Below are 14,849 nucleotides of genomic sequence, written 5' to 3' on the forward strand. Positions count from 1 at the left end.
GGCCGGCATAAATGCCGGCCTTTCGGTAAAATGTATCACTTCGGTCACAGAGCGGTCACGAGCTGACCGCGCCGCGCTCAGTGCGCGATCGTGCCGGCCGAATCGTCGGCAGCGTCCTTGCCTGCGATTGCAGGCACTTCCACCGGCGGCTCCCATTCGATCGGCTCGAGCTTGCGAACGAGCGCGTGCTCGAGCACTTCGCCCATACGCGAGACCGGAATGATCTCCATGTTGTTCTTCACATTGTCCGGAATGTCGGCCAGATCCTTGGCGTTTTCTTCTGGAATGAGAACCTTCTTGATGCCGCCGCGAAGAGCCGCGAGCAGCTTTTCCTTCAGGCCGCCGATCGGCAGAACCCGACCGCGGAGCGTGATTTCACCGGTCATCGCAACGTCCTTGGACACCGGCACGCCGGTCATGATCGACACGATGGCCGTTGCCATTGCGACGCCTGCCGACGGGCCGTCCTTCGGGGTAGCACCCTCCGGAACATGGACGTGGATATCCGCCTTGTCGAAGCGCGGCGGCTCGATGCCGAAATCGATCGCCCGCGAGCGGACATAGGATGCCGCCGCCGAAATCGATTCCTTCATCACTTCCTTCAGGTTGCCGGTCACCGTCATGCGGCCCTTGCCACCCGGCATCATCACGCCTTCGATCGTCAGCAATTCACCGCCGACTTCCGTCCACGCGAGACCGGTGACGACACCGACCTGATCCTCGCGCTCGGCTTCACCATGACGGAACCGCGGCACGCCGAGGTAGTCATGGATGTTGTCGGCCGTCACGTTGACGCTGGTGACCTTGCCCTTGATGATCTCGGTCACGGCCTTGCGGGCGAGCTTCATCAGCTCACGCTCGAAGGACCGCACACCGGCTTCGCGGGTGTACTGACGAATGACCGCCATCAGCGCGTCGTCGCTGACCGAGAATTCCTTCGGCTGCAGCGCATGCTCGCGGATGGCCTTCGGCAGCAGGTGCCGCTTGGCGATCTCGGCCTTTTCGTCTTCCGTGTAGCCGGCGATCCGGATGATCTCCATGCGGTCCATCAGCGGACCCGGAATGTTGAGCGTGTTGGCCGTGGTGATGAACATCACGTTCGACAGGTCGTACTCGACTTCCAGGTAGTGGTCCATGAAGGTCGAGTTCTGCTCCGGATCGAGCACCTCAAGCAGCGCCGACGACGGATCGCCACGGAAATCCATGCCCATCTTGTCGATTTCGTCGAGCAGGAAGAGCGGGTTGGCCTTCTTCGCCTTCTTCATCGACTGGATGACCTTGCCGGGCATCGAGCCGATATAGGTGCGGCGGTGGCCACGGATTTCGGCTTCATCGCGAACGCCGCCGAGCGCCATGCGGATGTACTCACGGCCGGTCGCCTTGGCGATCGACTTGGCGAGCGAGGTCTTGCCGACGCCCGGAGGACCGACGAGGCACAGGATCGGACCCTTGATCTTCGAGGCGCGGGCCTGCACGGCGAGATATTCGACGATGCGTTCCTTGACCTTGTCGAGACCGAAGTGATCCTCTTCCAGCACCTTTTCGGCGAGGTTGAGGTCCGTCTTGATCTTCGACTTCTTGCCCCAGGGCAGGCCCAGCAGCCAGTCGAGGTAATTGCGCACGACGGTGGCTTCGGCCGACATCGGGCTCATCTGGCGCAGCTTCTTCAGTTCGGCGTCCGCCTTTTCGCGGCCCTCCTTGGAAAGCTTCGTCTTCTTGATGCGCTCTTCCAGTTCGGCCATCTCGTCACGGCCGTCCTCGGCGTCGCCCAGTTCCTTCTGGATCGCCTTCATCTGCTCGTTGAGATAGTACTCGCGCTGGGTCTTCTCCATCTGACGCTTGACGCGCGAGCGGATCCGCTTTTCGACCTGCAGCACGGAAATCTCGCCTTCCATGAAGCCGAGCGCCTTTTCGAGGCGTTCCTTGACGCTGGTGGTTTCCAGCATCTCCTGCTTCTCGGTGATCTTGATCGACAGGTGCGAGGCAACCGTATCGGCGAGCTTGGAATAGTCGTCGATCTGGCTGGCGGCGCCCACCACTTCCGGCGAAATCTTCTTGTTGAGCTTCACATAGTTCTCAAACTCGGAGACGACGGAGCGAGCGAGTGCTTCCACCTCGACCGGATCGTCGCCCGGCTCTGGCAGGATTTCGGCAACGGCTTCATAATATTCCGGGCGACTGCCATAGCCGCTAATCGTTGCGCGCGCCTTGCCTTCCACCAGCACCTTGACGGTGCCGTCGGGCAGCTTGAGCAATTGCAGCACATTGGCGACGGTGCCGACATCGTACATGGCGGACGGATCCGGATCGTCGTCACCGGCATTGAGCTGGGTGACAAGCATGATCTGCTTGTCCGACCCCATGACTTCCTCAAGCGCACGGATCGATTTTTCACGGCCGACGAAGAGCGGCACGATCATGTGCGGGAACACCACGATGTCGCGCAAAGGCAGCACCGGATACAGCGTTGCCTGTTTTGCAGCTGACGTTTCTTGCGTCATTTCATGTCCTTTCAAGGGTTCCGTTTCCGGAACAATCGCCAAGGCTTGGGAGGCTTCCAGGCGATATCGGTTGTTTACTAACAGTTGGAGTATCGCCTGGTCGTTTTCAAGGGCACCGCCCGTCCCCACAACCCTTCGTCACCCTAAGCCCGAAGCCTGAAATCGAGGCTAGCCGAGCCACCTGTTCCGGAGCTTACCGACATCACACGCACAGCACCTGCACAGGCCGCAAATGGATTCGCACCATCTTCACCGTATTGAAGCCGGACCGCAACGGCAAAGCACGGCTTTTCAATGGCTAAGCGCAGAATCCAACCCGTTTTTGCGACATCTTCAACGCAAAAGGCCCGCACAGCGGCGGGCCTTTCGATATTCGTCGGAAGAAGCGAGCCCTACGCGGAAGCGTTGGCCTTTTCTTCCTGCCGGTCGGCATAGATGTAGAGCGGGCGGGCCGCACCGGTCACGACCTCGTCCGAGATCACGACTTCGCGAACGCCTTCAAGCGTCGGCAGTTCGAACATGGTGTCGAGCAGGATCTTCTCCATGATCGAGCGCAGACCGCGGGCACCCGTCTTGCGCACGATCGCCCGGCGGGCAATCTCGCGCAGCGCGTCCTCGTGGAAGGTCAATTCGATGTCTTCCATCTCGAACAGGCGCTGGTACTGCTTGACGAGCGCGTTCTTCGGCTCCGACAGGATCTGGATCAGCGCATCCTCGTCGAGATCCTCGAGCGTCGCCAGGACCGGCAGACGGCCGATGAATTCGGGGATGAGACCGAACTTCACCAGATCTTCCGGTTCCAGTTCACGCAGCACGGCACCGACGCGACGGTCGTCCGGCGCCTTGACGGTGGCGCCGAAGCCGATCGAGGTCTTCTCGCCACGGGCGGAGATGATCTTGTCGAGGCCGGCAAACGCGCCGCCGCAAATGAAGAGGATGTTGGTCGTGTCCACCTGCAGGAACTCCTGCTGCGGATGCTTGCGGCCGCCCTGCGGCGGTACGGAAGCGACCGTACCTTCCATGATCTTCAGAAGCGCCTGCTGCACGCCCTCGCCCGACACGTCGCGGGTGATCGAGGGGTTGTCCGACTTGCGGCTGATCTTGTCGACTTCGTCGATGTAGACAATGCCGCGCTGCGCCCGCTCGACGTTGTAGTCGGCGGCCTGCAGAAGCTTCAGAATGATGTTTTCGACATCCTCGCCGACATAGCCGGCTTCGGTCAGCGTCGTCGCATCGGCCATGGTGAACGGCACGTCGATGATGCGGGCGAGCGTCTGCGCAAGATAGGTCTTGCCGCAGCCGGTCGGACCGACAAGCAGGATGTTCGACTTTGCAAGCTCGACGTCGCTGCCCTTGGAGGCATGCGCGAGGCGCTTGTAGTGATTGTGTACCGCGACCGACAGGATGCGCTTGGCGCCCTTCTGACCGATCACGTATTCGTCGAGGACCTCCATGATGTCCTGCGGCGTGGGGACGCCGTCACGGGACTTGACCATAGAGGACTTGTTCTCTTCACGGATGATATCCATGCACAATTCGACGCATTCATCGCAGATGAATACCGTCGGTCCGGCAATCAGTTTCCGGACTTCGTGCTGGCTCTTGCCGCAGAACGAACAATAGAGGGTGTTCTTGGAGTCACCGCCGTTGCTGCCGCTGACCTTGCTCATATCCTATTCCCTTCCAGCACGACGCGACGCTTTCCGAACGAAAAGGTTTCGCGCACATTAATCGCCGCTGATGGGGCCCATTCGGTCTCTTCGCCACCACCAGCCTCGTTTTCAGGGGCACTGACCGGAACCAAACCTTTTCGTGTTTGAATTCCGGAGGCAACGCATTCCCCTGAAACCCAAAAGCTATGTCACAAAACTTCAACATAGCCTTAAGACGCACTATTAACCGGTTTTTGAGCCGAGGCCATCCCCCAAAATGTTTTGAGGGCGGCCAAGGGCCGTCAACGGTCATTTCACGCGGCGTCGCCTTCGGTCTCGGCGCGTGACGTCAGTACCTTGTCGATGAGGCCCCAGTCCTGGGCTTCATTGGCATCCATGAAGTTGTCGCGGTCGAGCGAAGTTTCAACTTCCTCGTAGGTACGGCCGCAATGCTTCACGTAAATTTCATTCAGGCGACGCTTCATCTTCAGGATGTCGCGGGCGTGGCGCTCGATGTCGGACGCCTGCCCCTGGAAACCACCGGACGGCTGGTGGACCATGATGCGCGCGTTCGGCGTCGCAAACCGCATGCCCTTCTCGCCGGCGGCGAGGAGAAGCGAGCCCATGGACGCGGCCTGGCCGATGCAGAGCGTCGTCACGGCCGGACGGATGAACTGCATCGTGTCATAGATCGCCATGCCGGAGGTGACAACACCGCCCGGCGAATTGATGTAGAGAGCGATTTCCTTCTTCGGGTTTTCCGCTTCCAGGAACAGGAGCTGCGCGCAAACCAGCGACGCGATATGATCCTCCACGGGGCCCGTCAGGAAGATAATCCGCTCTTTGAGAAGCCTGGAATAGATATCGTAGGAGCGTTCCCCGCGGTTGGTCTGCTCGACGACCATCGGCACCAGGGCCAAGGCGGTATCAACTGGGTTTCTCATTTGCTTCCTTTATCCAACGCATTCCCGGCTTGCGCCCGGAATCAGTAAATTCATCCAATCCCTACATAGAGCGTCGGGGTACGCAACTTCAAGAGATGCGCCCGATAAGCTTGAAAAGCGTTTTCCCGGCTTTTTGCAGGCAGATCGGCTCCAGTGGTCGCGGCCTTTTTCCCAACTGCCGCATTAATTACCAGTTACGCAGGCACGACCCCACCGGTTTTCACGCTGGACGTGGTTAAGCAATACTGAATTTCCACAAGCCGGCGGTGGCGTCGCGGGTTGCCGCAACCCAAGTACACACGCACAGGTTTTTGCTTATCTGTTGTCAAATTTTAATGAGCGACATCAGTGCTATTTAAGCATCTGTCAATGCGTCACAGTTTAGGTTGACGTTACGCAACGAACAGGCCCCTGAAGACATTGCCCGACCTACACACCGGAATGCTGTTTCTAACGGTAGAGACATTGACATTGTCAGTGCTCCTGCTGGTCGTATGGCTGAATTCGCCACGCAGCCAGTTTTACCTGTACTGGAGCCTCGGTTTCGCGTTTCGGAGCGCCGGCCTCATCGCGCTTACCCTCAACAGCCGCACGCCGGGAATGCTGCCGCCGGAATTTCCCAATGCCCTGACACTCTGGGGCATGAGCTTCTGGCTGGTGGGGATGCACAAGCTGTCGGGCCGCGCGGTACCGCCGAGCATACTCCTTCCCGTCGCGACATGGCTGATCGGCATGCAGTTGCCGGGTGCGCAGGACAACCTCGTCTATCGCTCGGCCTTGTACGGCGTGTCCATGGTGAGCGGCTGTCTGATGCTCGCCTCAGCCTCGCTTTCGATTCCCGTCGGCCGGGCGGTCCAGCGCCACATCATCTGCGGGCTCTGGATCATCTTTGCGCTCAACTCCACCGTCATCGCGGCCTGCGTTGCGATCGAACAGCCCGCCGACATCCTCGAGCTTTCCGTAGGACCTGTGTGTGGCGCGATCGGCGCCGCCGGTCTGATCGCCATGGTCATCACATGGGCAAGCATCGTCATGGAGATGTCCCAGAGCCGCCTGCGCCACCTGGCGAGCTGCGATCCGCTGACCGGGGCGCTCAACCGGCGCGGCCTCGAGGAAGCGTTCTGTCCCATGATCGAGCGCGGCAAGCCGGCATCGCTGGTTTCCATCCTGGTATTCGACCTCGACCACTTCAAGCAGATCAACGACCGCCACAGCCATGACGCGGGCGACCAGGTGCTGATCGCCTTCGCGAAGCTCGCCCGTGAGGTGATCGGCGAGCGGGGGATTGTCGCGCGCAGCGGCGGCGAGGAATTTGTCGCCGCCCTTCCCGTTGCGGGCCATCCCGAAGCGATCGCCCATGCGGAGACCATTCGCCTGCGTTTCGGCTCCACCGCCCACCCAACGAAATCGGGCTCCGTCGGCGCCACGGTCAGCATCGGTATCGCCTGCATGCCCCACGATCAGGCCGACATCGACGGCCTGATGCATGCCGCCGATACCGCGCTTTACGAGGCCAAGGCCCGCGGCCGCAACCGCAGCGCCTTCCTGCACGACGGCGCCGTGCATGTGGTCAGGTGCTGCAACGAGGGCGATGCGCCTGCCAACGACCCGGGCAGCGCGGACCGCTCTCCCGAAGCTGCCGTGCCTCAGCCCTTTCGTCCCCGTTTCGTCCAGGCCGGTTGAAAAAGCGACCGGACCGCTATCCGCCTTTTTCAAAATCCGCTAAATCGCTCGGCATGACATCTCCAGACTTCATGCACATCGATGGCGACAATCGCCGCGTATCGCTCGACGCCGCAAATCCGGCGTTCTACGGCAGCCCGAACGCGGTCTACGCACGGCTTCACGCCGCCTGCCCCACCTTCTTCTGGGAGGAACGGCGGCAATGGTTCTTTGCGGGTTACGACCATGTCAACGGCCTGCTCCGGGACCGCCGGTTCGGCCGGCAGATCACCCACATCGCCAGCCGCGAAGAGCTGGGGCTCGCCGACGATCCACCGCATATCGCCGATTTCGTGCAATCCGAGGCGCATTCGCTGCTGGCCATCGAGCCGCCGGAACACACACGGCTGAGAACGCTGGTCAACCGCGCCTTCGTCTCGCGCCATATCGAGAAGCTGGCGCCGGAGATCGCCGCGCTCGCCCATTCGCTGATCGACGGCTTCGAGAAGGACGGCGGGACCGAACTGCTGTCGCGCTTTGCCGAGATCATTCCGGTGACGATCATCGCCCGGATGATCGGCATCCCGGACGACATGTGCCGGCAGCTGCTGGACTGGTCGCACGCCTATGTGCGCATGTACATGTTCAACCGGACGAAGGAGGACGAGATTGCCGCCAACCGGGTGGCGAAGGAGTTTTCCGACTACGTGCGCACCATTATTGCCGAGCGCCGGGCGGAGCCGCGCGACGACCTGATGTCGCACATGATCCACACGGAGCACAAAGGCCAGTACCTGACCGAGGATGAGCTGATCTCGACGACGATCGTGCTGCTGAACGCCGGTCACGAGGCGACCGTGCATCAGATCGGCAATTCGATGCGGGTCATTCTCGAAAGCGACCTCGATCAAAAAGACCTGTTTCGCGATGCAGCCGCGACCGAACTGACGGTCGAGGAATGTCTGCGCATCTGCGCGCCGGTGCATGTCTTCGAGCGCTGGGCGCTGGAGGATGTCGAAATCGACGGGGTCTCACTGAAGCGTGGCGACGAGATCGCCCTGATACTTGCCGCCGCCAACCTGGATCCGCTGAAATACACCGATCCGCTCACATTCAAGCCGGACCGCAAGGAAGCGCCGAACCTCTCCTTCGGCGCCGGCATCCATTTCTGCATCGGTGCGCCGCTCGCCCGGCTGGAACTCAACATCGCCCTGCCGATCCTGTTCGAGCGGCTGCCGGGCATGAGGATCGCCGAGACGCCCGTGGTCAAGGACGTCTACCATTTTCACGGGCTCGAAAGGCTCGATCTTCAGTGGTGAGCGGCGCGTCTCTCGCGCTATGACGTTTCCGAGGCGTAGCGGTTCTGCAGCGCGTTGACCTGCTCACGCATGGCCTGCCTCAGCTCCTGTGGTGCAAGGATCTCGGCCTCGGCGCCGAGGCGCAGGAACTCCGACGTAGCCTGTCGAATTCCGCCACAGGGCAGCGTGACCGTCCGCCAGCCATCCGCGCCTTCCGGCTCCGCCACGGCAATGCGGGTGCGGACATAGAAGGGCGATATGTGTTCGAGGAGCCGCAAGCCCCATCTCGAGATGCGCAGGGTTGCGATGTTGGGATGCAGTTCCGCCTCAAGGCGCTGGGTGTTCTCGTCCCAGTAAGCCGTGAGGTTGAAATCGGCCGGGCGCTCGAAACGCTCTTCCGTGACGACAAGGTCCAGGATGCGGGAAATGCGGTAGGTTCGAACACCCGCCCGCTCCCCCGTTTCCGCGTTCGCTGCCATATACCAGGCACCGCCCTTCAACACGACGCCCAGAGGGGCCACTATGCGGGTCTTCTCCTCCGCCCAGGTGCGGTAGCGCATCCGGACCCGCTTGCTGTTCCAGACCGCGTCTGCGATGGCCTGGAGATGCAGAGGCTGCTCGCTCTCCCCGAACCAGGTCGGAGCGTCGAGATAGAAGCGCTGCTGCATGCGGGCGGCGCTCTGGCGCAGCTCTTCGGGCAGCGCCGCGGTCAGTTTCTTCTGTGCGCCGGCCATCAGCGTGCCGAGGCCGAGATCGGCGGCCGCCCCCGGCAGGCCGGAGAGAAACATCGCCTCCGCCTCTCCGGGAGAAAGACCGTTCAGCCGGACGCGATAGCCGTCGAGCAGACGATAGCCGCCGTCCGATCCGCGCTCCGAGTAGACAGGAATGCCGGCGGCGGACAATGCGTCGACATCGCGGTAGATGGTGCGTACAGAAACCTCGTTTTCCTCGGCGAGGGTCTCGGCCGTCACCAGCCCGCGGGCCTGCAGCGTGGTCAGGATGTTGATGAGGCGGCTTGCCCGCATATCGAAAATCTCCGTGTGCGGAGATTATCCTAAACCAACCTGACAAAAACTGACAGGTATGGCGCCGTACCCTGCCCTCATCGACATCCACAAACGGGAAAGGACGAGACCATGCCCACCAAGGAACCGATCACCCTTTATTATTCACCACAGACCCGGGCGACCGGCGTGCGGGTGCTGCTGGAAGAGCTCGGCGCGCCCTACCGGCTGCATGTGCTGAACATGAAGGCCGACGAACAGCGCAAGCCGGACTATCTCGCCATCAACCCGCTCGGCAAGGTGCCGGCGATACATCACGGCGACGCCTTCGTGACCGAACAGCCGGCCGTCTATCTGTATCTCGCCGACCTCTTTCCGGAAGCCGGGCTGACACCGGCGATCGGCGAGATAGACCGTGCAGCGTTCCTGCGCTGGATCGTCTATTACGGCAGCTGCTTCGAACCAGCCTTGGTCGACAAGTCGATGAACCGCGAGCCTGGAATGCGGAACTTCACGGTCTACAGCGATTATGACAGCATGCTTGGTGCGATCGAAAATGCGCTGACGCCCGGGCCCTATCTGCTCGGAGAACGCTTCAGCGCCGCCGATGTGCTCTGGGGGATCGCGCTGCAGTGGACGACCATGTTCGGCCTCGTCGAAGAGCGGCCGGTATTCCGCGCCTATATCGACCGCGTGACGTCACGTCCGGCCTTCAGGAAGGTCACCGAAGAGGACGTCATCATGGCGTTGGAACACGAGAAGGCAGCCGCGCAAAACGCGGCGTGACCGCCCTTCGCGAAGGGCGAGTGATCAAAGCTTGATGACGTAGTCCTTGCGAGTCGTTTCAACGACTTCCCAGGTTCCCTTGAAGCCGGGTCTCAGCACCATGCTGTCGCCCGCCTTCAGGTGGACCGGCTCGCCGCCCTCCTCGGTCAGGACGGAGTGGCCGGCAAGAATGTGGAAATATTCCCACTCGTCATAGACGATCCGCCATTTGCCGGGCGTGGCTTCCCAGACGCCTGCATAGAGGCCGCCATCAGCCTCCTCCAGGTTCCAGGTGCGGAATTGCGGATCGCCGGAGATCAGCCGGTCTGGCGCCGGAGCGCTCTCTTCCGGCTCGACGGTATCGAGGTCGAAACGCAGCATCTTTTCCATCGATTGTCTCCGGCGTTCCCTGTCTTTGCTCAGACGCCTGCCAGCGCCTGGTCGAGGTCGGCGATGATGTCCTTCACGTCCTCGATGCCGACCGACAGGCGGATGACGTCCGGCCCGGCGCCAGCGGCAATCTGCTGTTCTTCCGACAGCTGCCGGTGCGTGGTCGATGCCGGATGGATGACCAGCGAGCGGGTGTCACCGATATTGGCAAGATGCGAGAAGAGCTTCAGCGTCTCAACGAGCTTTTTGCCGGCCTCGTAGCCGCCCTTGACGCCGAAGGTGAAGACGGCGCCGGCGCCCTTGGGCGAATAGCGCTGCTGCAAGCCGTTGTTCGGATCGTCGGAAAGACCGGCGTAGCTGACCCACGCGACCTTCTCATGCTTCTTCAGCCACTCGGCGACGGCGAGAGCGTTGTCGCAATGGCGCTGCATGCGCAGCGGCAGCGTCTCGATGCCGGTCTGGATCATGAAGGCGTTGAACGGCGAGATCGACGGACCGAAGTCGCGCAGGCCGAGGACGCGGCAGGCGATCGCGAAGGCGAAATTGCCGAAGGTCTGATGCAGGACGATGCCGGCATATTCGGGACGCGGCTCGGAAAGCATCGGATAATTGCCGGACTTCGACCAGTCGAAGGCGCCACCGTCGACGATGATGCCGCCCATGGAATTGCCGTGGCCGCCCATGAACTTCGTCAACGAGTGGACGACGATGTCAGCGCCATGCTCGAGCGGACGCACGAGGTACGGCGTCGCCATGGTGTTGTCGACGATCAGCGGAATGCCGTGCTTCTGGGCGACCGCGGCGATCGCCGCGATGTCCGTGAAGGTGCCGGCCGGATTGGCGAGGCTTTCGATGAAGATCGCCCGCGTGCGGTCGTCGATCAGCGACTCGAACGACGACGGGTTGAAGGCATCGGCCCAGCGGACCTGCCAGTCGAAGCTCTTGAAGGCATGGCCGAACTGGTTGATCGAGCCGCCATAAAGCCGGTTGGCGGCGATGAAGTTGTCGCCCGGGCGCATCAGCGTGTGGAAGATCAGGAGCTGGGCGGCGTGGCCGGACGCCGTCGCCAGCGCGGCGGTTCCGCCTTCGAGCGCTGCGACACGCTCTTCGAGCACGGCCTGCGTCGGGTTCATGATGCGGGTGTATATATTGCCGAATTCCTGCAGGCCGAAGAGAGCGGCCGCATGGTCGGCGTCGCGGAAGGCGAACGACGTGGTCTGATAGATCGGCGTCGCGCGGGCTCCCGTCGTCGGATCGGGGGCCGCGCCGGCGTGGACTGCCATCGTGCTGAAACCAGGATTTTCCGAACTCATGCGATACTCCCTTTTGACTTTTTTGTGTTGCTGGATTGTGTAGCCATTTATCCCGCAGACAGCAATTGCAATCCGCCTGTGCCGATGCTGCCGATTTGACACGGATCAATGCCTGCCGCCGCCATCCGCCCCATTCTTCAAGCATGTGAAGGAGAAGGGCATGACAAACGCACAGCACAAGATTCTCGACCGGATCAGCGAATGGTGGGAGACTCGCCCGGCGCGGCAGTCCAGCGAACTCGCGGGCCTTTGCGAGTTCGACCTCGAAAGGCTGGCGCGGGACTGCGGCCTGCCGACGTCGGACTTCCTGGAGCTCGCCCGCAAGCCGCCGAATGCGGCGGCGGAAATGCCGGAGATGATGCGCGCGCTGAACATCGACCCCGTCGAGGTCGAGCTTGAACATCCCGCCGAGTTCCGCAACATGCAGGCGACCTGTGCGCTCTGCCCGTCGAAGGCCAAATGCCGGCGCGATCTCGGGCACGGCAGGGCCGATCAGAACTTCGATTCCTATTGCGGGAATGCAGACGCCCTGAACGGCATGCGCGCAGAACCGGACCTCCTGTACGAGTAGGAGACCGGCGTCAGCCGACCAGCCTCGGATGTTCGATCGCCGGGCATCGGTTCATGACGACCTTCAGGCCACCGGCCTCCGCCTTGGCGGCGGCCTTGTCGTCGCGGATCTCCAGCTGCCCCCATATGACGGCGGGTTTCGGCTCCATGGCAAGCGCTTCGTCGACGACGCCGTCCAGGAACTCCTTCGCCCGGAAAACGTCGACCATGTCCACGGGCTCCGGAACATCCGCAAGCCGGCCATAGGCGGTCTCGCCGTTGATCTCCTTGCCCGCCTGCCCCGGATTGACCGGAATGACGCGGTATCCCTTCGACTGAAGGAAGCGCATGACCCGATACGAGGGCCGCGCGGTGTTCGGCGAGGCTCCGACCAGCGCAATGGTTTTGACGCTGCTCAGGATGTCGGAAATATAGGCGTCGTCATAGTGATCATGGTTCATGTGTCGGGCCTCTTATCAATCTGTGGAACCGCCACAATTGAATGACAGTTATAGCTTTATCTAGGCACGACCATGCTCCGGGAGAAGACCATCATGAACCGCCTCGTTCTTTCCGCTCTGACGCTCGCCATCGCCGCCACGCCGGCACTGGCGATTTCCCGCTACAACACGACCAAGATGCAATGCGCCGCCATCCAGTCCGCGCTGGCGCGCGAGGGTGCTGCGATTCTGCGCTACCCGTCGAAGAACGTGGCGGGGCTGACGCTCTACGACCGTTATGTGCGTGACAGCGGCTACTGCGACTATCCGCGCGAGTACGCCAAGCGGGTGACGGTGCCGGCCCGCGACACCTCTGCCTGCCCCGTCCGGCAGTGCAAGGAACGCCAGCGGTTGTTCCGCTTTCCCCTCCACAGGAACAACTGAACTGCCGAGCGTTTCGACGCTCAGCTGTGCAGGGCGTGGTAGAGCAGCGGAAACTCGGTGACCGGGCATCGGTCCATGACGACCTTGATGCCGGCCCGTTCCGCCTTGGCCGCGGCGACATCGTCGCGCACGGTCAGCTGGCCCCAGATGACTTTCGGTCTCGGGATCATCGCCACCGCCTCGTCGACGACATCCTTGAAGTGGCTCGACTCGCGGAACACGTCGATCATGTCGACCGGCTCCGGGAGCACAGCGAGGCTTTCGTAGCAGAACTGGCCGAGGATCTCCCCGCCCGCATGAGCAGGATTGACCGGGAGGACGTGGTAGCCCTTGCCGAGCAGGAAGCCCATCACATTGTAGCTCGGGCGATGCTCGTCGGCAGACGCGCCGACGAGGGCGATGGTCTTGCAGGACGTCAGTATGTCCCGGATATAGTCGGAAGCGTATGCATCATGGTTCATGGCAGCTCCTTCCGTTCCGGCCTTCACCGGAACCGCGATGGCTCCCCGCCCAATTTCCCTGGCTGGAAGCATAAGCCAATTTCCTAACGAATTGCTTACGCGCCTCCGGGACCGCCTGTCCTCAGTCCGGCAGGACGACGTGACCGCTCTCGTCGAGCGGGAAAAAGGGATTGTGGGCCACTTCCCACAAATGCCCGTCCGGATCGGCGACATAGCCGGAATAACCGCCCCAGAACACCTTGCGTGGCGACTTGACCAGCGTCGCACCATTGGCGACGGCAAACTTGACGACCGCGTCGACGCCGGCGGGGCTGGCGACATTGTGGGCCAGCGTCACGCCGGAAAAGCCGGGCGGCGTATCCTCGACACCGGCATCCTCGGCAAGCGAGGCGCGGGAAAACAGGCCGAGCACCGTTCCCTTGAGCTGGATGAAGGTAACCGCGTCCTGGGAGGCGGAGGATTTCTTCCAGCCGAGCTTCTCGTAGAAGGCGGTGGACCGGGCGACGTCCGCCACTCCGAGCGTGACGAGCGATATGCGGCGATCGAGCGACATTGCGCATCTCCCTGGACAGTTTTGTTCTTGATATGTGTGTATTATGTTTTTTCTACGTTCGCAAACTGCCACCATTTTTGACTCACACATTGCGAGCGGGAAGTCTGCCATCGGTGCCGAAAAGCCCCGAAACCACGGGCCTCGGCCTTTATCTCAGGCGAACATCAATGCATAAAAAATGTGGTTTTATAATACCACATTATCAAGTCATTGTTTTTACTCGTCTTATTTTAATGTCGCAAGATTTGCGCATATTGACCACTTTCCGGACTTCGCCTATAAGCGCGCCAGATTGCGGGCCTCCTTCGGCTCGCATTCTTTTTGGCGCGCCCCGCGCTGCCAAATCAAGCAACAAGAAACGCCCTGGCGGCTTCGGCTGCAAGGGACCAGACAAAGAGAGAATTATTATGGCAACTTTCTCCCAGAAGCCCGCAGAGGTGGAGAAGAAGTGGGTCATCATCGACGCCGAAGGTCTCGTCGTCGGTCGCCTCGCTTCCATCATCGCGATGCGCCTGCGCGGCAAGCACAAGGCTACCTACACCCCTCACGTTGACGACGGCGACAACGTTATCGTCATCAACGCCGAGAAGGCCGTCCTGACCGGCAAGAAGTACACCGACAAGAAGTACTACTGGCACACCGGCTATCCGGGCGGCATCAAGGAACGTACGGCTCGCCAGATCATCGAAGGCCGCTTCCCGGAGCGCGTCATCGAGAAGGCCGTCGAGCGCATGATCCCGCGCGGCCCGCTCGGCCGTCGCCAGATGAAGAACCTGCGCGTCTACGCCGGCACGAACCATCCGCATGAAGCCCAGCAGCCGGTCTCCCTCGACGTGGCCAAGCTGAACAAGAAGAACGTAAGGAGCGCCTGAT

15 protein-coding genes are annotated in these 14,849 nt (G+C 61.5%); 6 read left to right on the forward strand and 9 right to left on the reverse strand.

Features of this window, described 5'->3' with window-relative positions:
• Positions 1-77 precede the first annotated feature (77 nt).
• From lon to clpP, 3 genes are all read right to left on the reverse strand, one after another.
• Positions 78-2,501, reverse strand: coding sequence for an endopeptidase La (gene lon / locus ACU5AY_RS10150; protein WP_446826118.1), 2,424 nt, complete (start codon positions 2,499-2,501; stop codon positions 78-80).
• 392 nt (positions 2,502-2,893) lie between these two features.
• On the reverse strand, positions 2,894-4,171 hold the full coding sequence (gene clpX / locus ACU5AY_RS10155; protein ID WP_446824602.1) for an ATP-dependent Clp protease ATP-binding subunit ClpX: 1,278 nt from the start codon (positions 4,169-4,171) through the stop codon (positions 2,894-2,896).
• Positions 4,172-4,467: 296 nt separating this feature from the next.
• The gene (gene clpP / locus ACU5AY_RS10160; protein ID WP_446824603.1) at positions 4,468-5,097 is read right to left on the reverse strand and encodes an ATP-dependent Clp endopeptidase proteolytic subunit ClpP; all 630 of its coding nucleotides are present in this window, start codon (positions 5,095-5,097) and stop codon (positions 4,468-4,470) included.
• A 477-nt stretch (positions 5,098-5,574) separates the two neighbouring features.
• Between clpP and ACU5AY_RS10165 the strand changes: the two genes are divergently transcribed.
• Positions 5,575-6,780: a GGDEF domain-containing protein gene (locus ACU5AY_RS10165; protein ID WP_446828991.1), complete on the forward strand. Its 1,206-nt coding sequence runs from the start codon at positions 5,575-5,577 to the stop codon at positions 6,778-6,780.
• 53 nt (positions 6,781-6,833) lie between these two features.
• The gene (locus ACU5AY_RS10170) at positions 6,834-8,078 is read left to right on the forward strand and encodes a cytochrome P450 (protein ID WP_446826119.1); all 1,245 of its coding nucleotides are present in this window, start codon (positions 6,834-6,836) and stop codon (positions 8,076-8,078) included.
• Between the two features lie 17 nt (positions 8,079-8,095).
• On the opposite strand, the gene ACU5AY_RS10175 is transcribed toward ACU5AY_RS10170, so the two are convergent.
• Positions 8,096-9,082 carry a helix-turn-helix transcriptional regulator gene (locus tag ACU5AY_RS10175; protein WP_446826120.1) on the reverse strand — a complete coding sequence of 329 codons (987 nt, stop codon included), beginning with the start codon at positions 9,080-9,082 and terminating at the stop codon, positions 8,096-8,098.
• Between the two features lie 111 nt (positions 9,083-9,193).
• On the opposite strand from ACU5AY_RS10175, the gene ACU5AY_RS10180 reads away from it, so the two are divergent.
• On the forward strand, positions 9,194-9,847 hold the full coding sequence (locus ACU5AY_RS10180) for a glutathione S-transferase family protein (RefSeq protein ID WP_446826121.1): 654 nt from the start codon (positions 9,194-9,196) through the stop codon (positions 9,845-9,847).
• A 24-nt stretch (positions 9,848-9,871) separates the two neighbouring features.
• Here the strand turns inward: ACU5AY_RS10180 and ACU5AY_RS10185 are convergent, their stop codons facing one another.
• Positions 9,872-10,216, reverse strand: coding sequence for a cupin domain-containing protein (locus ACU5AY_RS10185; protein WP_446826122.1), 345 nt, complete (start codon positions 10,214-10,216; stop codon positions 9,872-9,874).
• Between the two features lie 29 nt (positions 10,217-10,245).
• On the reverse strand, positions 10,246-11,529 hold the full coding sequence (locus tag ACU5AY_RS10190; protein WP_446826123.1) for an O-acetylhomoserine aminocarboxypropyltransferase: 1,284 nt from the start codon (positions 11,527-11,529) through the stop codon (positions 10,246-10,248).
• Positions 11,530-11,689: 160 nt separating this feature from the next.
• Between ACU5AY_RS10190 and ACU5AY_RS10195 the strand changes: the two genes are divergently transcribed.
• Positions 11,690-12,100: a DUF6455 family protein gene (locus ACU5AY_RS10195; protein ID WP_446824609.1), complete on the forward strand. Its 411-nt coding sequence runs from the start codon at positions 11,690-11,692 to the stop codon at positions 12,098-12,100.
• 10 nt (positions 12,101-12,110) lie between these two features.
• On the opposite strand, the gene ACU5AY_RS10200 is transcribed toward ACU5AY_RS10195, so the two are convergent.
• Entirely contained in the window at positions 12,111-12,539 is a 429-nt protein-coding gene (locus ACU5AY_RS10200) for a CoA-binding protein (RefSeq protein ID WP_446826124.1), read from the reverse strand.
• A 93-nt stretch (positions 12,540-12,632) separates the two neighbouring features.
• Between ACU5AY_RS10200 and ACU5AY_RS10205 the strand changes: the two genes are divergently transcribed.
• Positions 12,633-12,962 carry a hypothetical protein gene (locus ACU5AY_RS10205; RefSeq protein ID WP_446824611.1) on the forward strand — a complete coding sequence of 110 codons (330 nt, stop codon included), beginning with the start codon at positions 12,633-12,635 and terminating at the stop codon, positions 12,960-12,962.
• Positions 12,963-12,982: 20 nt separating this feature from the next.
• On the opposite strand, the gene ACU5AY_RS10210 is transcribed toward ACU5AY_RS10205, so the two are convergent.
• Both ACU5AY_RS10210 and ACU5AY_RS10215 read right to left on the reverse strand, forming a co-directional pair.
• A complete protein-coding gene (locus ACU5AY_RS10210; RefSeq protein WP_446824612.1) occupies positions 12,983-13,423 on the reverse strand; it encodes a CoA-binding protein in 441 nt (146 codons plus the stop codon).
• 121 nt (positions 13,424-13,544) lie between these two features.
• The gene (locus tag ACU5AY_RS10215) at positions 13,545-13,976 is read right to left on the reverse strand and encodes a VOC family protein (protein WP_446826125.1); all 432 of its coding nucleotides are present in this window, start codon (positions 13,974-13,976) and stop codon (positions 13,545-13,547) included.
• 407 nt (positions 13,977-14,383) lie between these two features.
• On the opposite strand from ACU5AY_RS10215, the gene rplM reads away from it, so the two are divergent.
• Positions 14,384-14,848, forward strand: a complete 465-nt coding sequence (gene rplM, locus ACU5AY_RS10220; protein WP_261930501.1) for a 50S ribosomal protein L13 — start codon at positions 14,384-14,386, stop codon at positions 14,846-14,848.
• The last annotated feature ends 1 nt before the right edge of the window (position 14,849 follow it).

This window comes from Rhizobium sp. PAMB 3174 (assembly GCF_052908375.1).